Raw genomic sequence first — 20,025 nt, forward strand, 5'->3', positions numbered from 1 at the left:
CTCGAGATGTGCGCCGCCACCCGCCTGACCATGGCCGCTGGACGAGGCGACGGTGCACGTGCGGGCCGCGACGGCGTACGTCCGGGGCTTACCGGCTACCGCTGACAGCCCATGCAGGCGCCGGGCCCATCGAGGCCACCGGAGCGGACCGTGCCCACAACGGCCAGCGGTACGGTGGGCCAGCGCCCCGGACCACCGGCCCGTCCCCGTTTATCGCCATCCCGCCCCGAGCCCGAGTCGGCCGAACCGGCCCTCTGCCCCTCGGCGTTCCGGCGCCGCAGGCCCCGCTGACCGGGACCCGATGGTTCAGTCCAAGTCGTCCCACGTCCACGCTGGAGCGGTGCTCCCGTCAGGCTCACGACCTAGTCGGAATTGCTCCCGGTTTTCGCCAAGGCCAATGAACCAATCGAAGTGTCCTGCAGCAGGGAGCCGCTGGGTCAGGGTGGTGACCTGTTCGTTCGCCCCTATCCCCTGCAACTCCTTCAGGAGACTGCTGACGGCGTGCCAGTTGTTGAGGGAGGCATGGGCGGCGGCCCGTTTTGCCAGGACAGTGACCTGCTCGTCGGCACCCATCACCTGCAGCTCCTTCATTAGCGCGGCGACAGCGATCGGATGGTCGAGGGAAACGTGAGCGGCGGGCTCGCGGGCCAGCAGGATCCTGACCTGCTCGTCCGCACCCATACTCCGGAGCTCCTCCAACAGCTTGACGACGGCGATCGGATGGTCGAGGGAAACGTGAGCGGCGGGCTCGCGGGCCAGCAGGATCCTGACCTGCTCGTCCGCACCCATACTCCGGAGCTCTTCCAACAGCTCGATGACGGCACGCGTATTGATGAGGGGGATCTGGGCAGCAGCCCGCTCCGCGAAGGCAGCCAGCTGCTCGTGTACCCCCACGTTCCGCAGGAGCCTTATGACGGCGGTCGGGTTGTCCACGGAGGCGAAAGCGGCGTAGGCGGCGACCCGATTGGCCAAGGTGGTGACGTATTCGTTCGCCGCCCCCACCCTCCGCAGCTCCGCCGCCAGAAGGGTTACGGCATGCGGGGCGTCGAGGGCGATGTGGGTGGCGGCTTGCTCGGCCAAGGCGGAGATTTGCTCGTCCGCTGCCCCCACCTCCTGCATCTTGTCCAAGATCACGGCGACGATATGCGGATCGATGTGGGCAATGTGTGTGGCGGCCCGCTCGGCCAAGGTGGTGGCCGGGCCGCCCCCCGACTTCCCCAGCTCCTCAAAAACCTCGGCGACAAGGTACGGGTTGATGAGCGGCATGTGGGTGGCGGTCCGCTTGGCCAAGGCGGCAGCCAGCTCGTCTGCCCCCGACCTGCGCAGCTCGTCGAACAGCTCTTTGAGGTCGAACGGGTTGTCGACGCCGGAGTGGCTGGTGGCCCGTTCACTCAAGGCGGTGAACTGCACGTCCGCCCCCATGCTCCGCAACTCCCGCAACAGAATGGCGACAAAGGTTGGATGGTTGAGGGAGGTGAGAGCGGCGGGGTCGCGGGCCAGCAGTTTGGTGACCTCCACGTCCGCCCCCATACTCCGCAACTCCTGCAACAGGTCGGCGACGTCCAGCGGGTTGGCGAGAGAGGCCACAGCGGCAGGGTCGCGGGCCAGCAGTTTGGTGACCTCCACGTCCGCCCCCATACTCCGCAGCACCCTGAGCAAACTGGCGACGGCTCGCGGATTGTCGAGGGAAGCATGAGCGGCAGCCCGTTCCGCCAAAGTGGTCACCTGCTCATCCGCCCCCATACTCCGCAGCACCTGCAGCAGGCTGGCGACGAAACGCGGGTTATCCAGGGAGACATGAGCAGCGGCCCGTTCCGCCAAAGTGGTCACCTGCTCATCCGCCCCCATCTTCTGCAGCTGCATCAACAGCCTGACGACAGCGGACGGATTCTCAGCAGAGGCACTCGTGGCGACCCATCGAGAGGGATGGAGATCGGCGGGATGCAGGCTGCGAAGGTGGTCGACAAGGGCGGCCGCGGGGGCGGTGTTACCGTGGGCAACGGCTTGCTTGTGGAGTTGGGCGGCGTCGCGGTATAGGCCTCGCGACCACGCGGCGTCTCCGAGTGTGGTGAGGTCTGCCGGGTGGGCGTGGTGGGCGGCTGCGGTCCAGAAGTCGATGGGCGGAATGACCTCGGCGCGGTGATGGCGGCCGTGCTGGTCGACATAGTCGGCGAGCAGGAAGTACGGCCCCTGCGCTTGGGGGGCTGAGTGCCTTCCAACGGAGGTCGCCGCAAGCCGGCGGCGGGTGCGTTGGTTGCGGGGGCCGCTGGCGTTGACAGGGGTAAGAATGCCGGGCAGGCCATTGCAGTCACTGGTGACGTAGGCGAGGGCTGAGGTCAGCCAGTCGCCGGCGAGGGCTCGGTACTCAGTGTTGGTGAGGTACCCAGGGGCGGCGTCCGCGAGCCAACCCAAGGGGATCTGGGGGTCGGCGCCCAGGCGGCGCGCGTCCATCGCCGCGTGAACGAGAGCCCGCGCAGCTCCCCGGGCCACGTGGTAGCGGTCCATCAAGTTGGGCACGCCGGCCAGGTACTGGGTGACCTGCGCATCGTCCGCACACTGGATGGCCTGCGTGAGCCGGGGATCGACAGTATCGTCGGCGGTGGCTCCGAGGGCGACCAAGTCGACTGGGGCAAACGAGTCAGGCACGTCGATCCTGTGCCCGACGAGCAGTTCACGGACGCCGACATGCCCGTCGGCGGTGGTGCGGTTGGTCAGCGTGTCCCAGTGCTCGGGCCACAGGGTCCCCAGGACCAGCACCGGGGCCCGTGACGGATCATGCAGCAGCTCCCGCAAGCCCGCCGCGACCCGCTCGCCATGCGGGTCCGAGCGCAGATAGTGCTGCGCTTCGTTGAGCCACACCACCGTCCGCGGAGCGACGTTCCCTACCTCGGCCAGTGCCGCGTCAGAGACGGTGGGGCTCAAGGGATGCCATAGCCGCCAGCCGTCCGACAAGCGATCGACGGCCTCCCACAAAGCACGGGTCTTGCCCGTGGACGATCCACCGACCAGCACCGCAACCCCGCTGCGCCCGGCTTCCGCCGCGTCGACCACTGCCCTCAGGTGCGCATCGTGCTCCCGCGGGACATAGGAGGGCAGAACTCCGAACCTATCGCGAGCGCCATCGGTATCCAACGCAGGGTGGACCCCCAGGCCTGCGTCCAGGATGAGGCGGATGTCACCGCGGAAGTCGCTGACCGGGCGCCCCGCGCCCTGCGCCATCTGGGCCCGCACCCACAGATCACGCACTCGCCCCGCCAGATCCTGCGTATCCCAAGCAGCTCGGCGAGCCAAAACGGTGGCCACGGCGACCACGTCAGCCTGCTGGCCAGACCGGCCGTCGGTTATGACGCGGTGCACCGTGTCCCGGCTCGGCGCCCCCGCCAGCCCCTGATCTGCCGCGATATCCCCGGCGATCTGATCCAAGCTGGGTGCACCCGCCCCCAGATAGACCTCGTACAGCAATTCCTTGAGCTCGCGCAGCGTGGGTGGCCATGCCACCCGCGCCCGCCTCAGGGGCGGCATTGCTCCGCGCTTTCCTGTGCGATCGGCCGGCCACCCCATCTGTCGCCACTCATCGCACCATCGTCCTCGATCCTGGTCGCCCTCATGGCGTGAACAGCATGAATAGCCGTGCCTGTTCACGGCGCATCGCAACTCAGAGTGGATCTCCCCACAGGACTCAGGGTGGAGAGCAAGCCGGCCGGCTGACCACCCACCCACCACACTCCCTGTGGAGGACTACATGTCCCGCACGCGTCTGACCCACCACGAACGCCTCGCCCTGGCCGGAGCAGCCCTGCAAGGTGCCGTATCCGGTGCTCTCCGTGCCGTCATCACCTGGGCCCTGGACCACCTCGCCTGAGTCCGCGGACGTCAGGCCGGGGCTCACCAACCACACGGCCTCGGCCTGACGCACGACGCGCCTGTCCAACTAACCTCGGCTCAGGTGGACTCGAACCGTCCCAAGTCCCCTGCGAACCCGATCGTCGATGCCGACTCGCCGTGGGCCACTGCCAGGCCCCGGCACTGCCCTCCGTGACCGCAGTAAGCCCAAGGAGTCCTCAGAAGCCCCGTGTGAACGCGACCCTCCGCACGACGAGGAGGCCCGAGGGGCTTCCGAACGCTGCTCAGACGCGAGGGCCTCCTCAACCGGCCAGCCACGGACCTCGAGGAGGGCAACGCCTTCCTGCGCGAGAGTGCCCTCACCTCCGACGGCGAGTTCAAGGCGGGCACCGCCGTGCTCGCGACGCAGAGCCTCACCCCGGGCAAGTTCCTGTCCTGCATCGGCCCGAGCCCCCACAGCCAATCGGGGTTACGCGCTCGAATTCCCAGAAAGACGCGCCGGCCGACACCGAGCGCGAATCGCACTCAGAGGCGGAGCAATCTCGGATCCCTACCCCGCCCGTTCAGTATCGGATCGACCGGATCACATCGCGCTCAACGCTGCGTAACCAGCACCAAACCAGCACGGGGGGGGTTGCGAGGGGTGCTGACGTGGGGTGTCAGGTGGCAGCGAACCAGCACCAAACCAGCACGGGATCCGAAGAGGGCCGCTGCCCCTTCGCCTCGACACCACAACTGCGTCTCCGCCAGGGACATCGACAACGCAGCCTTCATCACTCTCTGTATGTCAAGAGCCCGAGAGCTCGAGTGGCGCCGGAGTCAACGTGGCCCCACCAGGAGTGTGATTGCACGGTAACCCGTCGTCCCCTGCTCCGAGGGTCGTGGCGCCGAGGGCGGTCAGCGTCGTACCGTCACCATCGCCGTTCCCGCCGGACCGCCGAAGGCGATCATGGGAGCCGTGTTCTCTGCTGGCCCGTCGGCGGGCAGGACACAGAGGGACGTGAGCCTGGTACCCGTGACCAGGCGGGCCAGTTCCTCTCCGGTCCAGGGGTCCCAAAGGCGCACTGTGGTGTCCTGGCCGCCGGCGCTGACGAGGAACGGCTGCGAGGCGGGCGACGGCCGCAGGAGGGCCATCGCGGAGACCGGCCCGCGGTGGCCCTTGAGCACGGGGTACGCCTCCCGCTTCGGAGCATCCGGAGACCAGAGCCGGACGGAGCCGTCGGCGCCGCCGGTGGCGAGGAGCGCGCTGCCGTCCTCCGCCGGGCAGACGGCGAGTGAGGCGGTGGAGCCGATGTACGGGGGCAGGCGGCGGTGCGAGGGTTCCCCGACGCGGCAGAACCGTACGGCGAAGCCCGAGGCGTATGCGACGAGCGGACCGGAGGCGGTCGGCAGCACGGACAGGCAGCGGACCGCCTCGTTGCTGCTCAGGGGTGCGCAGTACCGCTCGCCGGTGGCGAGGTACTGGTAGCTTATGACCCTCAGGCTCGTGGCACTGACGAGCACGGCGCGGTCCGCGTCATCGGCGGAAAACGTGGCGAGTGCGCGCACCCTCGTCGACGGCCCGCCCTCTCTCGCGAGGAGGGTCCAGCCGTCCCGTCCGTCCCAGCGCCCAATGACGCCACCCCGCAGACCGGCGATGACGGAGGCGGATCCGTCGCTCCACGTGTGTGTTGCGAGCGCCGTCAGCTCGCCCGTATTCCAGTCGGCGGGCCACACCACGCGGTGCAGCACGTCTCCGGTGGACGCGGACCGGAATTCGAGGCCGGACGATGGAGCCGGCCCCAGGAGCATCGCCCCGTCTCCTGCTTCGGCCGCCACCGCCAGGTGCGAACCGTCACCGCTCTCCTCGAGGTGGGACTCCCACCTCGACATGAGCGACTCGGGATTCCAGATCCGCACGGTCCGGTCGGCGGACCCGGACACCACGAGGGGTGTCCGGGCTCCCCTGTCGATGACGGCGATCCCCTTGACCCGCTTCGTGTGATCGGAGGTGGCTGCGTACGTCTCCAATCCGTCCTCGGGGTCCCAGAGACGGACGGGCCCGCCGTGCACCCCGCCGAGTGCGAGCAGTGTTCCGAGCAGGGGATGGGGGTAGAGCCCGATGGACGCCGCGGGCTGTGGGATGCGGGCGGCCTTGTTCTCGGCCCCGGTGAAAGGATCGTAACTGCGAACGTTTTGCGTCGACTTGAAGACCACCGTGAGCCGGGGCTGTCCGTCGGAGGTCTTGAACAGGGCGAGCGCGGCCACACCCCTGCCCGGGCCCTTCACCGAGGTCACGACACGGAACGAGTCGGCGTCCATCACGGCGACCGTGCCGTCATCACCGCCTGCGGCGAGCATCGTCGTGCCCAAGCCGAGCGGAAGCACGGCCAGTGCCCTGACCGGTCCGCATCCGAGATCTTCGAGTGTCAGGCGGGACAGTACCCGTCCCGTGGCGGGATCGCAGACGATCAGCCCGTTCGGGGTGCCGACGGCCAGCCGGGCCCGCCCGTCCGGCGCCGTGAACTCGGCCAGCGCATACACCGGTTCCGATATCGGGAAGTGAGTGGCGTCGCCCGTCTGTGGATCGAGGGTCCAGACGCCTCCGGCGCAGCCGACCGCGATCAGAGGCTGTCCGCCGGGGCCGCTCAGCACGGCCAGCGCACGGGCGTAGGGCCCGCGGCGGGTGGGCTGTCCGAACTCCGCGCCGGTCAGCGGGTCCCATACGGAGACCTCACCGTCCTGGTCTCCCGCCGCGACCAGGGGACTGCCGTCGGGCAGGGTGAAGGAGACGAGCGAGGAGAGGTCGGCCCGGGTTCGGCCCAGGATGTTGCCGGGTACCCTCAGCCGGTTCCACCGGGGGGTGATGCCGGACGCGTATCCGCCTTCCCGCATACCGGTTTCGGCCGGGACGGAGTCCCGTTCCAGGTCCGAAGCCAGGGCGCACAGCCGCAGGCTGTCGGCCCGGGCGGCGACACCCGCATCGGCGAGGAAGGGTTCGAGGCGGGCCCAGGAGGCCACGTACACGGACTCGGCATCGGCGTCGGCCGGAAGGCCGAGAGAGGCCTGGACCGTGCGGCTCGTCTCCCACGGCAGGAACCGCCGGGGGACGTACTGGTCGTCGAGCAGCCCGGCGGCAGCGGCGTGCGCGACCAGGTGGCGCCGTAGGTACGGGTGCGGGGCCTGATCCGGTGAGGCCGGGAGCAGCAGTCCGAATGCCGAGGCCAGCCTGGCGTGTTCGGTCGGATTTCCTTCGGCGGCGAGGCCTTCCGGCGCCGCCTGCTCGGGTACTCCGAGCAGGGTGTGGGGTGAGTCCCGGAGGGTTTCGGCGATGCGTTCGTGGATCGGGCGGTACACGGTACGGCCGTCCTCGACAGCGGTGGTCAGATAGCCGGTGAGGCGGCTGTCCAGCACCTGGCGGATGACCGCGTCCGGGTCGTGGACCGCACCGGGGGACAGCGCTTCCACCGCGGCCGGCCAGATGTCGGACCAGGGGAGTCCCGCCCCCCGCGCGAACGCCGAAGCCCGCAGCGCGGCCATCAGGTGTTCGGCCGGGGCGCCGTGGGAACGGGCCACCTCGGCCAGGTCCTCACGCAGGAGGGCCTCGGTGCCTTGGCGCAGGGTCCGACGCCACTCGGGATCCTCGGGGTCGGGCAGGACGCACAACGCTCGCAGGCGTTCGGCGGCGATACGGGCGTCCAGGAAGGACGGGGACACCTCCTGGGCCACCGCCTCGGCCAGCTCGTGGTGGCGGGCGGGGTCCGGGACCGACGTGGAGTCGTCCTGGCCTTCGAAGGGGGCCTGGAGCAGAGCACCTACGTAAGCGGCGATGTCCGGGGCGGTGGCACCGGCGTCGTCCGTGCGGATCGGCTCCCCGGAGTGCGTGGCCCGGACGAGCAGGCTGAGCAGGTCCGAGGGAGCGGGGGCGCCGGCGGCGGTGCTGCTGGCCGACGGGTCGCCCCCGGAGCTTCGGATGCCGAGCAGCAGCCGGACGGCGGGCTGCTCGGTCTCGGCTCCCTCCATGCGCAGGTCGGTGAGGGGGCGCAGGAGGTCGGTGATGACGCGCGTCGGGTTCCGGGCCTCGTCGATGCCGTCCACCACGAGGGTCAGCGCACCTCCGCGATGCCGGGCGGTGTCGCGTACGAGCCTGCGCAGTCGGGTCAGGGGCCCGGCGTCCTTGTCCACGGCGGTTCCGGCGGCGGGCGCCGGGCCGCAGACGCCGCCGAGTGCCTCGTACAGGGCCTGGGCGAGTTCGTCCGGGTCCGAGTTCCGGGCGAGCACGGCCGCGTCCACGGAGCCTTCGGGTACGTCGAGTTCCTCGGGGAGGGCTGCGAGGAGAGGACCGTAGGTCTCGTCGGCCCGGAACCCGGCGTCGCTGAGGGTCACGATGCGGGCGAGGAGGGCGGACTTCCCGGAGCCAGCCTCGCCGGTGACGACGAGTACGCCTTCGTCGCCGCCCAGGAACGCGAGCATGCGCTTGACCAAGGTGGTCCGGCCGGTGAAGTACCAGCCCGGCGTGCGGGCCCCGGTCTCGCCGGAGGCGCGCGAGACCCAGTACCTGTCGAGTTCGGTCCGGGTCCACCCGACCTGGCTGACGGAGGCGTCGAGCACCGGTTCGACCCCCGCGTAGCCGGGGTTGGGGAGGCAGGGGCTCGGATGCTGCTGTGCTTGCTGGACCGTGGCGGAGGGGGTGGGCCAGATGTAGTGGAGGTCGGCCATGGTGTCGTCGTCAAAGACCTTGCTGATGATGCCCTCCCACTCCTGCCAGCTGAGGTGGGGTTCGGCATAGCCGTTGGCCTCGTCAGCGCAGTGCTCGTGGGCGGCCCGGAGAAGGTTCGTGAACTGGCCCAGACGGGGCCTGCTCTCGTCGTCTCCGGCGGCGAGCACGACGAGCGAGCCGAGTCTGCGGCGTTCAGCGCGGAGCGCCTTCAGCTTGTGCTTGAGCTCGTCTTCGAGTCGACCGGAGAAGCAGGAGTCCACGATGACGAGTACGTGCGTGGCCCGGGAGTCCAGCACGGTCGTGATCAGGTCCGCGGTGGGGAACGCGGTGCTGAGCGGCCTCTCCTTGTCGGAAGCCGGCAGGCGCAGGAAGTGCTGGGGGGAGTTGTCGGGGGCCAGGCCGTGACCGGTGATGTAGACGACCAGGGCCTCATCGTCGTCCACATCGGCGAGTTCCTCGTCGAAGAGGAAGTCGCTGAGGTCGCGAAGGCTGTGGAGTTGCTTGGGACGGGAGGCTGTAAAGCGGCGACTGACCTCGAGGACCGGGCTGGCCCACCAGCCTTCGACGGTGGCCACCTGGGCCGAGATGCCGGCGCTGAATTCGTCCTGTTGGGCCGGGGTGTCGTCGTCGTACTCGGTGACCGCGATGACGACCAGGCGGCGAGTGAACGTCTTCGGGGCCGGCACGCGCGTCACCACGGGGCGCCCACCACGGCGTGGGCGACGGGTTCTTTGCGGAGGTAGCGCACGGCGCTGTGCGGGTCCCCGCTGCCGTTCTCGACCTCGGCGTCGGTGAGGTTCCGCGCTGCCGCGGCCAGGCCGGCGCCGCCGGTGATGAAGTCGTCGGGATCGTAGACGTTGATCCACCTGATGGGGGCGGGGAGTCCCAGGCGCTCGCCGTCCGCGATCCCCATCAGCCGGCGTACCGAGGGGATCCCCAGGGGGGAGCCGCAGGTGACGAGGGTGTGGACGGCGGGTCCGTGGGCGCCGTGTGCGGCGCCCACGTCCTGGTGGCGGAAGAGGTCGTAGGCGATGACACTGCCGAGGGAGTGCCCGATGACCACCGAGGTGGCGGAAGTGAATTCCTCCCGGACGAGGGCCCGGACCTTCGCCGCCAGGTCCGGCTCCGTCAGGTACAAGCGGACTTCTCGCATAGACCGGACGAAGAGCTGCGCGCCCCCGCGAGCGAAACGGCGGTCGTATGCCATGGCGAGGCGGGTGATGCGTGGTGACCACAACTTCGGGGGGCCGAGAGTTGCCAGTGCCTGTTCCTCGGCGAAGGCCAGGTCCTCGGGGCGGACCGCGTCACGGAGGGCGTCCGCGACGAACTCCTCTTCCTCGGAGGCCATCAGTACGGACTCCCCGAACGGATCGTCCTCCGGTCCCAGACGGTCCGTACCCTTGATCACCAGTGGTGTCCAGTGCGGCATGTGGAGCGTGGGGGTCTGGCCGGGCCGATCGGTGAACTCCTTGATGCCGCGCTGGAGCGCCTTGCCCCAATCCTCGGTCAACTGCCGCCGGGACGACCCGGCCTGACCGATCCCATGCACCCCGATGATCTGTACCGCTTGCACACGCTCCCCCTCCGACTGAACTCTCGCCTGCAATTCTCTCAGGGCCCACAGAGCCACCCCGACCCGGCCAAGCGCATGGCCCGCCGCAATGGGCCGCACAGTGGACCGGAGCCCTAGAGAGCGGCGGCCGATTGGAGCGGTGCTTCCGTGGATCACGTCATGACTGCCGATACCCCGCTCACCCGAGAGTCCTTCTGGCGCCTTCACCCGATGGGCGCGCCCCGGCCCTTGCCTCAGCTGCCGAATCGTGTCTGGACCGAACAGGGCTGGGACCGGATCCGCCTCGAGTACCGATCCCCGAGCATGCACGCGAAGCAGAACGTCTTCGCCGAAGGCGACGTCCTCTTCATACACCGGAGTTGGACCGGCCACGCGCACACCGAGCACACCGCTTCCATCCACCCATCCTGCTGCACTACCTTCTGCGCCGAGTTGACTGGCAGCGCCGGGTCAGGGCTCGAGGAACGACAGAGTCTGTGCATCGAGGTCGAGTTCAAGCCGACCGGCGCCGTGCTTGCGCAGCTGCCGCCAGGCCTCGTAGCCGACCATGATTGCCTTCTCCCAGTCGGCGGCCCTCAGCACGCTCACTTCGAGGTGGGCTGTCATGTGGTCGATGGTGGTCAGTAGCTCGTGGTCTACGTGACGGACGTTCTCGAAGTAGTGGTGACGGCTGGCATAGGAGAAGACCAATGCACTGATGCCCTCTTCGATTGCGATCGCGCGGCCACCGTCCTCTGCTTCGTCGACGCCTGGGCGACTCCGTCGCTTACAGCCAAGCAGAAAGCGGCTGACGGGTGACCAGCCCAGGACTGCAGCGTGGGCGAGGTGGAAGGCGTCATGGAATCGGTAGTCGTCTTCGACGTGGCTAGCACTGGTGAGAGGGCTGCCCGCAGTGGCACCGTCTTCGCGGGTGACGACGATGACGGTCCGTCCGTCAGGTTGAGGGGTGGGGGTGAAGGTAACGATGGTGCGGCGGGGAAGCTGTTCGTGAGGCGGGTAGGCGGTGTCGAAGGAAGGACGCTCACTATCGGGCGTGGCACGCCAACGATCCTTAGCCTTCTCCAGGCTTGCGGCGGCAATGTCCTCAAGGCTGAGGTCGAGTCGGTGGGCAAGCGCAGCGATGTACCACAGGGCATCGCCGAGTTCCTCACGCAACTGCTGCTTCGAGTGTGTGGCTTCAGCCCCGTCACGCAGTCGCTTCTTGTAGGCGCTGATCACGGAGCCGGTCTCGCCCATGAGCCCGAGGAGGGGTACCAGGACTGGGTCGATGTCACCGGTGGCGGGTTGCAAGGTCTTGAGGGCGGCTTCTTGATAACGGGCGAGGTGCACGCACACTCCTTGAAGGATCTTCAGGCAGCTCTGTCGGATTTCCCGACAGAGCTCTACAGTAGGTCACGTCAAGTCCTCTGTCCGGAAGTTGAAGGAAAGGGCCGGATGCAAGACATGCCGCCGCACACCGTTCAGGAGATCGTCGACATCGTCATCGACTTCCTGGCTCGGTATCAGGACCGCCCTGCAGACGAAGTGCACGAGGAACTGGCGGCAAGGGGACAGGACTTGCCAGTCGACTCAGTGCTGGTGATGGAGATCCTGGCCCGGGTTGAGCAACATTTCGGGGTGTCCGTCCCTGCCGATGCCGAGGCTGGCCGCTCCCTGCGCTCGGTGTGGGCGTTCGCCGAGACCGTGTACGACACCATGCAGTCGAAGGAGCAGTAACGATGAATGCCAAGGCACAGTCCGACCCGGGGGCCGAGGCCGAGCAGCGCTCCCACTTGGGCCGGCGGCTCAAGGAAACGCGTGAGTACTTGGGACTGTCCCAGCAGCAGGTCTCTGAGCGCACTGGCATTGTGCGTTCGGCAGTCAGCGACATCGAGCGAGGTGTGCGCCGGGTCGAGGTGATGGAGCTGAAGAAGCTCGCCCGCCTTTACCGGCTATCTGTGTCCTACTTCCTCGACGAGGACGAGGCCGCCGATGCTGGGGAGCATGCTCTGGCCGGTCTGCCGCGCACGAAGCAGCCCTTGAGCGAAGGCGACCGCATCGAGGTGGCGAGGTTCATCCAGTACCTGCACGCGAAGCGAGAGGCAGAGGAGCGCGAAGGGGATCAGGCTCCTTCTCCCCTGCGAGCGGGGCAGGCGGAGTGAGCTGGAACGATGCTCACGGGGTCGCGATGATCGCGGCTGCTCAAGCACACAAGGACCTCTCGGTCGCCCACGAGGCCGGCTACGTCGATGTCTTCGGTTCCCTGCGCGCCGAAGGCATCGACGTGATGGGGCGGGGGCTGGGCGGCCTGCTGGGGCTATACGTGGACGCCTCGGAGGGAGGTCCTGCATGCCTGATCAACGTCGGGCTGGAAGAGGTAAGCATGCGGCATACCGCAGCCCACGAGCTCGGCCACCATCGCTTGGGCCACGGCACCAGCTACGACCACAAGGACCAGGAGGTGGGACGGTGGGGAGAGGGCTGGCCGCAACACGAACGGGACGCTGAGGCATTCGCTTCTTGGTTCCTGATGCCACGGCCGGTTGCACGGGCTGCACTGGCCCGCTGCGGCCTGACGGACCGGCCCGGATCCCCCCACGACGTCTACCGGATGGCGCGCTGGATGGGCACCCCCTACGCCACGACCGTGCGGCACCTTGTGCGGTTGAAGATGATCGACCGATCGACCGAGACGCTCTGGCTCAAGCACTCCCCTGGCGCCCTGAAGGCAGAACTCGCCGGCTCGCTGCCACTGGCCCCCAAGGCCCACCTCCACGTGCTGACGCCCTCGGCGCACCGGGCCACCGTGTATGCAGCTGTCGGCGACTGCCTGCTGCTGCAGATTCCCGGCGGCAGCTTCGACCACCTGCCCCTGGGCCTGAGCACCACGTTGCCCGAGGTCAGCGGCCAGATCTCACTGCTGGATCTACCCGACGCGCTCCCCCAGGTTCAGGCGGTGTGGGTCGGTGAGGAGCTGCATGGCGCGTGCACACTAACCGCCACGGCGGCCAGCAGCCCGGACCTCTTCCATCTGATCGTCCGCCGGACACCCGACCGACAGGGCTCCGACTACTACCGCGACTAACCCCCGGGCCTCGCCCTTTCGTCGCTTCACCCAGCTCTACGATCCGCAGCCTGGCCGACAAGGAGTGAGCCGTTGCACACCTTCACCGTCGACGCCCCCGATGTCTCCACCGCATGGCTCGAAGCATGCGAGCGGCTTGCATCGCTGCCAAAGTCGAGGGCATTCCACACCGTGGTACGCATCGCGAACCCGCTGCAGGAGAACTCGGGCCTGCGCAGCGAGCTCGACCGGCGCCGGGCGGCCCGCACGGATCCGCTCTATCCAATCGACACCGTCGTCAACACCCTCTTCCCCGTCCAGCTCGCCGCGACCTGCGCGACCCATGAGGAACTCGCCGAACGCTACCGAGCTCTGTATCCGCGGCTGCGGAGGGTGAGGCGAAACGCCCATGGCACCTACTTCGGTCGGCTCATCGCCTATCCAGGAGCCGATAAGAAGTCCGAGCCAGTTGACCAGATTGCCCGGGTCATCAGCCGCATGGAGTCGTTGCGTAAGACCGCACGATGGAGCGCCGTTTATGAGGCCGGCACGGCTCACGTTCTAGACACTGAAGCAGCCTACGAAGACGATCCACCCGAATCCGCACCGGAGACTGAAGCCGTCATCCGCGCGGCCGCGCTGGACACTCAGCCGCGAGACTTTCCTTGCCTGAGCCACTGCTCCTTCCAGATGGACGCCTCCACGGATAGCGTCCACCTAGCCGCCTACTACCGCAGCCACTACATGTTCGAGCGCGCCTACGGTAACTACCTCGCGCTCGGCCACCTCTGCGAATGGGTGGCACGCCAGACAGGCTTGAAACCAGGCACGCTGACCGTCATGGCCGGCAGCGCCCGCCTGGACTGCACAAAGACCGAACTTGGCCACCTGCAAGCCGCCACAGCCAACGCACCTCTGTTCGACCTCGGAGCCTAACTTCCGGGGCTCTGCCACAGTAGAAACGTGAGTTGGTCGGCTGAGTTCAGGCTCTCAGCCGACCAGGCCCCACTTCGGCGGGAACCAGGCGCGCAGCGGGGCGACATCATGGCGGTATGACTGCTTGATACGGCTACGTCCGCTGATGCCTGCGATCTCGGGGTGCGCAACTCGGGCATACTTGTCGACTTCGCAGAAGAGGTTCTGGCAGTCAATCAGCTGCAGGGGGCGTCCTTTCAATCCATCGAAAGGAAGCCCCAGACGGGTGAAGTGCTCCTGCTGCGAGTCAGCCATGTAACGGATTACGTCGGCCTCAATGCCGTCGGCCGAACGACCGAAGCACTTGCGGATCCCGTCGCGCGCACCCGGGCCCGGCATGACGAAGTCCATCTCCGAGAAGGGCATCTCGGAGGCATAGTTGAGGTCGATGGTGAACTGATAGGCAAGGAAGGGCCCGAGTGCCGGGTAGGAGAGCAGCACCTCATACACCTCGCGCATCGTCGCTGCACCCAGGACGCGCTCTGCTGCCCGCGTCGCCATCATCATCTCCAACAGCCTCAAGTGGTTGAGATGCTTACGCCTCTCCCCCAGCTGCGGCGGAGGCACGATGTATGCGGCGGAGTAGAGCCGCTGGCTCTTGGCGAACGCTCCCGACAGGACTCGGTCGTAGGCTCCGTAGTCGTAGACATCCCAACGCACTTCGCCGAGTTCTCGGGTCAGTAGCTGCCAGGTTGATTCCTTGTTGAACACCTTGAACAGCAAGGTCCGGAAGAAGACCTCCTCCCATTCCTGAGAACCCTGGTAGATCACGTCGGCGATCAATGTCTGGCTGACGCGGTCGGCAGCCCGGTAGCAGTTGGTGAAGCGGTACTGCGACAGGATCGGGTCGTGAGTCCAAGGCTGAGGTCGGCCGACAAGCCGTCCCTCGTAGACCTCCTGCCGCGCCGAGGCGAAGCGCCAATACGTGTCGAACACCGGTGTCGGCTGCAGCACCCGCCCTGAAACACGCACCACCCTAGGGGCCGTCTCGGCAGGGCCGGAGGTCTGACGGTCTTGCAGCAGCATCACCATGGGCGCAATATATATTCGATATGTGTTGACTGTCACCGAGGGGGAGCTATGGAATTGCTGCGCCAACAGCATCGCCAGGTGACTTCGGTGAGCTGGCCTGGTGTCGTCGACACCAGACTGAACCTACTGGTACGTGCCGCTGCGGCAGCAGGTGAGCGAACCTCTCGTGCCGAGCTGCTGGCCGCATTGGTGACTGCAATCGATGTCGAGCCCGAGCAGTTGGCGGGCATCCTGCACCGTTACCGCCTACTGCCAGCCGACGCGCTCGACGGCGACGGCAATCGCGACGATCTCCCTGTCGTACGCACCCCTGGACCACGCCGCGTCATCCAGCCTTAACGAACGACACCCTTCCAAGTCACGCGCCCGAATCTGGCAGGCCCGCGCGGCGCAGTGAGCAGGCCGGACTTGAAGCGACTCAGGCCGAGCTGGTCGCCGCGCAGGCCGCTTCCGACACCCTCAACTTCGTACAATCATGCGGTATTTGCGGGCCTCTCAGGTGGAGCCCACGAGTTCTGCGGCACGGAGAGTACGCTCCTTCCAGAGCTGCTTGGCCCACACCCCGCCCCCTCTACAGGCCCTGGTTGGCGAACGCCAGGAGGTCTGCCACAGCCGGGAAGACTGAACGTCGGAACTGCTCGGGGAGCGTGCGCCACTGCCCACCGGACCCAGGGCCGAGAAGCCGATGCCGTCGTCCCCGTACCCGACGGCAGCCGGCCCGGCGCCCGCGGCGGGCCGCCCTCAGCCTGTACCTCCTCAATGTCGCCGCGAGGCGAGCCAACCGCCACCGCTACGTCGCCGGCGAGTGAAGTCTGCGGGCCCCACTCCCCCACCTCGGCATCGTCGCCTCCGAGCTGCCGAAGTTCCACCACCTCCGCGACCACGCAACCCGGCCGCCGGACCCCGAGAAGCCGCCGACGGAGCCGCCGGGCCACCTGCTCGCCGCGACACAACACCGCAAGCCGCTGCTCGAGCCGATCGCGCTGTATCGCCGAGAAGGCCTCACTGACGTCCTGTGAGTAGAGCGCGGCCTGCGTCGCACGAAGATGCCGCTCCCCGTTAGGCAGCCTCGGCGAGCGCCTCGAACGACAGGGGGAGAGTCAGCTCCGATTCGAGGGTGAACACCGAGTCCATTACCGTGCGCAAGCGTTGCGGCGCGTCCGGCATCACGTGGGCGTAGGTCTGGTAGGTGATCTTGGGATCTCGGTGTCCGAGCCACTCGGCCATGTCCGTCACCGGCACGCCCTTGGACAGTCCAGCCGAGGCGAAGAAGTGCCTGAGCCAGTGGGGGGTGATCTTCCGGGTGATCCCGGCAGCAGCCTTGGCCTTCCGCCAGAGCCGGTCCACGAGCGAGTACATGAGGATGTTGGTGCCACCCACGTTCGAAAACAGGTAGTCGCCCTCGATCCGATTCAAGCCCGTCGGGACCCGGTAGGTTCCGTGCTGCTCGACGTGCTGCCGGATCCTCTCCACGATGGTTCCCGGGATAGGGACGGCCCGTCCTTCATCCTGGTCGCGCCACTTCAGGTGGCGGATGCAGTGTGCTCGGCCCCGTCCCTTAGTGGCAGCCTTCTGGCGACGGGTCTTAGGCTGTTCGTTCTCGCCATCCTGGGTAATCTGCCTGTCCACGTAGATGACCCCGGCCTCAAAGTCGATCTGCTGGAGGCACACCGCGCTGGCCTCGCCGATGCGCAGCCCGCATCCAGCCATCAGCCACACCAGGAGCTGGTACGGTCCGGGCAAGTGGGCTGCAATGGTAGCGATCTCTTCCAGCGTGGGCAGGTGGATCGTCTTCTTGACCCTCCGCTTCGCCCTCCTACGGCCGGCCTGTACGTGCCGACAAGGATTCTTGACGATGTAGTCGTTGGCGACGGCGAAGCTGAATACGCCACTGAGCGTCTCGTACCGGTTTACAGCTGTACTCGGTTCGTAGCCGCGCTCCTCGACCATCCACCGGAGCCAGGTGGTGAGGTCCTTGGGCTTGACCGCGCCGATCGGCTTGTTCTGGAAGTACGGCCTGACGTGCAGACGAAGGCTTGTCTCGTACTGATAGCGCGTTCCATTGACGCGCTCACCAGAGGCAATGAACTCCCGGTACACCTCTACGAGTGGCGTCATGAATCCGAGCGGCTCTATGTAGGTTCCAAGGTCCTTTTCACGTTCGATCTTCGCCGCGAATGCGTCCGCCGTTCCCTTCTTCTCGAAGGTCTCCTCACGTTGGCGTCCACTGCGGCCACCAGGCTCCCTATACCGGACAGTCCAAGGGTGACCACATCTTACCCCTCCGCACGGATAGTTCTTGCTCCGAGCCTCTTCCTTGCACTTCTGAAAAACCGCTGCCAAGCTAGCGCCCCAAATTTCTCTCTAGCCATGCCGTCCGATAAATCAGTTCTCACCCGTACATTCGGTCGAGGTAGTCCACAACGTCGCGCTCACGAAAGCGCAACAGACGCCCAACCTTTTGCGACCTGAGCCCCCACGCCCGATGCTTGTTCTTCACCGTTACCTCACTGACCTTCAACCAATCAGCGACTTCAGCCGATGTAAGCAAAACGTAGCTCCCTCCGCGCGCCAACATTTTCCCCTCTCCAAGAACATATTCCTCACACCCACGAAAGCCGGAGGCGATGAGACCCACGCAATCGTCTCACCGGGTGCAGCAGGTGCGACGGGACCAATCTTGCAGAGAATTCGAGATTTCCGAATTCCTGGATCAGCTGATATACGCTCACTGAACGGCCACACCGCTCCGCCTTCATTCAGCCTGGTCGATCCGGACGGCATGACCTACAACCGCTTCACATGGCCCGACCGGCTACTGCCCCCCATAGACCAACGTTATGACCACCACCTTTTGGGCAGGTCAGTACGTTGACATGGATTGCGGCAAGGTCTCCACACCTGTCGCGTGCCTTTTCGTCTGCCACCAGCGAACTGGGAATGTTCGACTTGGTTCCGGCACAGGGAACGCCAACGGACAACAGCCACCATTGCGGCATTCACCCACGTCCGGGCCTTCACCCGGCCGAGCTGTACCCGATCACATTCGATTCATCGACCGCCCCTCAACGGCAGACCGCGTACCACCTGCGCGGCAAGGCCGGTACCGGAACGACTTCCCCTTCGTGGACCTTGGGCTACAGAAATGGAGCCGCCAGCCTCGATATCCAAAGGGCTGGTCGCCGATCGGGAAGGACGGCCAAGTGCACGGCGATACTGGGCGCCAGCCAGCGAACACCCCGCACCCTCAGCGCGTTGCAGCTGGGCAGATGGATCATCCACTCGATCCACCACTCGGCCGTCGAGTCGTGGTCTGCATCCTCAGGGCCGACTCCGTGCGCGGGGGCGGTCCATTGCGCCTGGGCCCTGATCGGGTTCATCAGGAGCACCTACATCGCTGACCGGATAACCAAGTCCTCCGGCGCTCATCAGCCGTCGGCCGGTTCGAGACCGGCTCTCCGACACCCTCGGAACCAGGGAATCCTTGGGCTGTTCGTACTGGGCGTAGGCCCCGTCACGAGGAGCGACACCGGATGGTGCTGGCCCACGGCAAGTTTTAGGTGGTGCGATCAGCTGCCGCTGCCCAGTAAGTCGGGTCCAGCTTTTCGCCCGGCCAGGCCAGCTGAGTGACAGGACCTCGCGGCCCCATCTGCTCGAAGTACCGCGCAATGTCGTGGTTGGGCGTGGCGCAGACGGCGTCGAAGTCCGTGACGTGCAGGTCGTATCCAACGGCCTTGATCAGACGCCGGAAGCTCAGCGCGAGCAGACGACGCCATGGGTCAGCCCGGCCTGCTGAGTTATCGACGCGACTCCTCCGCACCTGCCACTGGTCAGCTGGTTGCGGTGGGAGCCAGGATCGCGGCGCGGGCGGCGTGGGCGAGGACTCCCTGAGTGCGGGCGGACAGGCCGTGTCGGTTCCAGTGGAAGATCACATGGTGCGTCAGTACGCGGCGGGGGCCACGCTGGAGGTTGCCGCTCTGTGCGGCGTGCGCGATGCCCTGGCCTGCGGCTTCGAAGGCGGCGAGCCACGGGGCGATGGCCTCCATCGCCCCTCCACCAGCCGTCAGCGGTCGGGTGTCGAGGCTCAGGAGACGGTGAACGCCTCTGGCTGTCTGGGCCAGGTTGCCGGGGGTGACGTCGCCGGGCAGGGGGCGTAGCCGAGAGACCCGGTCCCAGACATCTCCTTGTTCGAACCAATCGAGCCCGGCTGACCGCAGCATTGCCGTGACCAGCAGAAGCGACGTCTCACGCCGCCCGAGGCCGGGGACGTGGTGAGTGCGTTCGAGGAAGTGGCGCGAGTCTGCGTGGAAGAGACCGTGGGCGATGTCGATGCCTTCGCGCCCGCCGAAGGCCGTAACTTCCGGTTCGTAGACGGTGGGCCACCAACGCAGGACTTCGGCGGACTGAACAAGGGATCCGAGGACTTCGGACAAGGCCTCGTGGAGGTGGCCGGGATCAGCACCAGCGGCGGGTAGGAGTCGCAGCCGCCAGCAGGGTGCCTTACGGATGAACCACCAGGCAGCGAGCAGGCCGGAGTCCTCCAGGGGACGTAGACGGGGGGCAAGGTGGTGGGCGGCGATGTCCTCGGCCCGGTCGAAGTCCGCGAACTCGACGCGGGACTGGTGCCAGTCGCGACTGGCGACCTGCTCGGCGAGCGCGGCTTGCCCTGCGGCCCGGTACAGGGCGGTGGCGTCGCCGAGTTCTTCGGCATCGATCCCGGCGTGGATGGCAGCTGCGGCGACGGACTGCCCGGCCAGCACCGCGAGGACTGCCCTCTCGGTCTGCTCGGGGACGTGCAGGGTGGTCATCGGGATGGATCCTCTCCGGGGAAGGGGACGAGACAGGTGTGGTCGGCACAGG

Annotated in this window: 13 protein-coding genes; 5 read left to right on the plus strand and 8 right to left on the minus strand. The window is 67.2% G+C overall.

Annotation, left to right across the window (positions count from 1 at the left end):
• Positions 1-306: 306 nt before the first annotated feature.
• From OG247_RS04375 to OG247_RS04390, 4 genes are all read right to left on the minus strand, one after another.
• Entirely contained in the window at positions 307-3,522 is a 3,216-nt protein-coding gene (locus OG247_RS04375) for a hypothetical protein (RefSeq protein ID WP_327250941.1), read from the minus strand.
• A 1,218-nt stretch (positions 3,523-4,740) separates the two neighbouring features.
• Entirely contained in the window at positions 4,741-9,240 is a 4,500-nt protein-coding gene (locus OG247_RS04380) for an NACHT and WD repeat domain-containing protein (RefSeq protein ID WP_327250942.1), read from the minus strand.
• Positions 9,234-10,052 carry a hypothetical protein gene (locus OG247_RS04385; RefSeq protein ID WP_327250943.1) on the minus strand — a complete coding sequence of 273 codons (819 nt, stop codon included), beginning with the start codon at positions 10,050-10,052 and terminating at the stop codon, positions 9,234-9,236. The genes OG247_RS04380 and OG247_RS04385 overlap by 7 nt, the downstream gene beginning before the upstream one ends.
• Positions 10,053-10,565: 513 nt before the next feature.
• Positions 10,566-11,444: a nucleoside triphosphate pyrophosphohydrolase family protein gene (locus tag OG247_RS04390; RefSeq protein ID WP_327250944.1), complete on the minus strand. Its 879-nt coding sequence runs from the start codon at positions 11,442-11,444 to the stop codon at positions 10,566-10,568.
• Positions 11,445-11,549: 105 nt separating this feature from the next.
• Between OG247_RS04390 and OG247_RS04395 the strand changes: the two genes are divergently transcribed.
• The 4 genes from OG247_RS04395 (at position 11,550) to OG247_RS04410 (ending at position 14,094) form a co-directional block, all read left to right on the plus strand.
• Positions 11,550-11,831, plus strand: coding sequence for an acyl carrier protein (locus OG247_RS04395; RefSeq protein ID WP_327250945.1), 282 nt, complete (start codon positions 11,550-11,552; stop codon positions 11,829-11,831).
• 2 nt (positions 11,832-11,833) lie between these two features.
• Positions 11,834-12,256, plus strand: coding sequence for a helix-turn-helix domain-containing protein (locus tag OG247_RS04400; protein ID WP_327250946.1), 423 nt, complete (start codon positions 11,834-11,836; stop codon positions 12,254-12,256).
• Positions 12,253-13,179, plus strand: coding sequence for an ImmA/IrrE family metallo-endopeptidase (locus OG247_RS04405; RefSeq protein WP_327250947.1), 927 nt, complete (start codon positions 12,253-12,255; stop codon positions 13,177-13,179). The genes OG247_RS04400 and OG247_RS04405 overlap by 4 nt, the downstream gene beginning before the upstream one ends.
• Positions 13,180-13,251: 72 nt before the next feature.
• On the plus strand, positions 13,252-14,094 hold the full coding sequence (locus tag OG247_RS04410; RefSeq protein ID WP_327250948.1) for a hypothetical protein: 843 nt from the start codon (positions 13,252-13,254) through the stop codon (positions 14,092-14,094).
• Positions 14,095-14,148: 54 nt separating this feature from the next.
• Here OG247_RS04410 and OG247_RS04415 read toward each other — a convergent pair whose 3' ends face one another.
• A complete protein-coding gene (locus OG247_RS04415; RefSeq protein ID WP_327250949.1) occupies positions 14,149-15,165 on the minus strand; it encodes a nucleotide kinase domain-containing protein in 1,017 nt (338 codons plus the stop codon).
• Between the two features lie 48 nt (positions 15,166-15,213).
• Here OG247_RS04415 and OG247_RS04420 point away from each other — a divergent pair, with 48 nt between their 5' ends.
• Positions 15,214-15,504 carry a hypothetical protein gene (locus OG247_RS04420; protein WP_327250950.1) on the plus strand — a complete coding sequence of 97 codons (291 nt, stop codon included), beginning with the start codon at positions 15,214-15,216 and terminating at the stop codon, positions 15,502-15,504.
• A gap of 720 nt (positions 15,505-16,224) precedes the next feature.
• On the opposite strand, the gene OG247_RS04425 is transcribed toward OG247_RS04420, so the two are convergent.
• The 3 genes from OG247_RS04425 to OG247_RS04435 form a co-directional block, all read right to left on the minus strand.
• Complete coding sequence (locus OG247_RS04425; RefSeq protein ID WP_327250951.1) at positions 16,225-17,508, minus strand: tyrosine-type recombinase/integrase; 1,284 nt, start codon at positions 17,506-17,508, stop codon at positions 16,225-16,227.
• A 49-nt stretch (positions 17,509-17,557) separates the two neighbouring features.
• Positions 17,558-17,743: a helix-turn-helix domain-containing protein gene (locus OG247_RS04430; RefSeq protein ID WP_327257342.1), complete on the minus strand. Its 186-nt coding sequence runs from the start codon at positions 17,741-17,743 to the stop codon at positions 17,558-17,560.
• Between the two features lie 1,252 nt (positions 17,744-18,995).
• Positions 18,996-19,973, minus strand: a complete 978-nt coding sequence (locus OG247_RS04435) for a thiopeptide-type bacteriocin biosynthesis protein (protein WP_327250952.1) — start codon at positions 19,971-19,973, stop codon at positions 18,996-18,998.
• Positions 19,974-20,025 lie beyond the last annotated feature (52 nt).

The sequence above is a fragment of the Streptomyces sp. NBC_01244 genome, assembly GCF_035987325.1.
In the GTDB taxonomy this organism is placed as follows: domain Bacteria; phylum Actinomycetota; class Actinomycetes; order Streptomycetales; family Streptomycetaceae; genus Streptomyces.

What these genes read in the sequence shown, in the direction of transcription:
- OG247_RS04420 (WP_327250950.1), top strand. Translation starts at nt 15,214, where the DNA reads ATGGAATTGCTGCGCCAACAGCATCGCCAGGTGACTTCGGTGAGCTGG.
- OG247_RS04375 (WP_327250941.1), bottom strand. Translation starts at nt 3,522, where the DNA reads ATGCCGCCCCTGAGGCGGGCGCGGGTGGCATGGCCACCCACGCTGCGC.
- OG247_RS04395 (WP_327250945.1), top strand. Translation starts at nt 11,550, where the DNA reads ATGCAAGACATGCCGCCGCACACCGTTCAGGAGATCGTCGACATCGTC.
- OG247_RS04415 (WP_327250949.1), bottom strand. Translation starts at nt 15,165, where the DNA reads ATGGTGATGCTGCTGCAAGACCGTCAGACCTCCGGCCCTGCCGAGACG.
- OG247_RS04400 (WP_327250946.1), top strand. Translation starts at nt 11,834, where the DNA reads ATGAATGCCAAGGCACAGTCCGACCCGGGGGCCGAGGCCGAGCAGCGC.
- OG247_RS04430 (WP_327257342.1), bottom strand. Translation starts at nt 17,743, where the DNA reads ATGTTGGCGCGCGGAGGGAGCTACGTTTTGCTTACATCGGCTGAAGTC.
- OG247_RS04435 (WP_327250952.1), bottom strand. Translation starts at nt 19,973, where the DNA reads ATGACCACCCTGCACGTCCCCGAGCAGACCGAGAGGGCAGTCCTCGCG.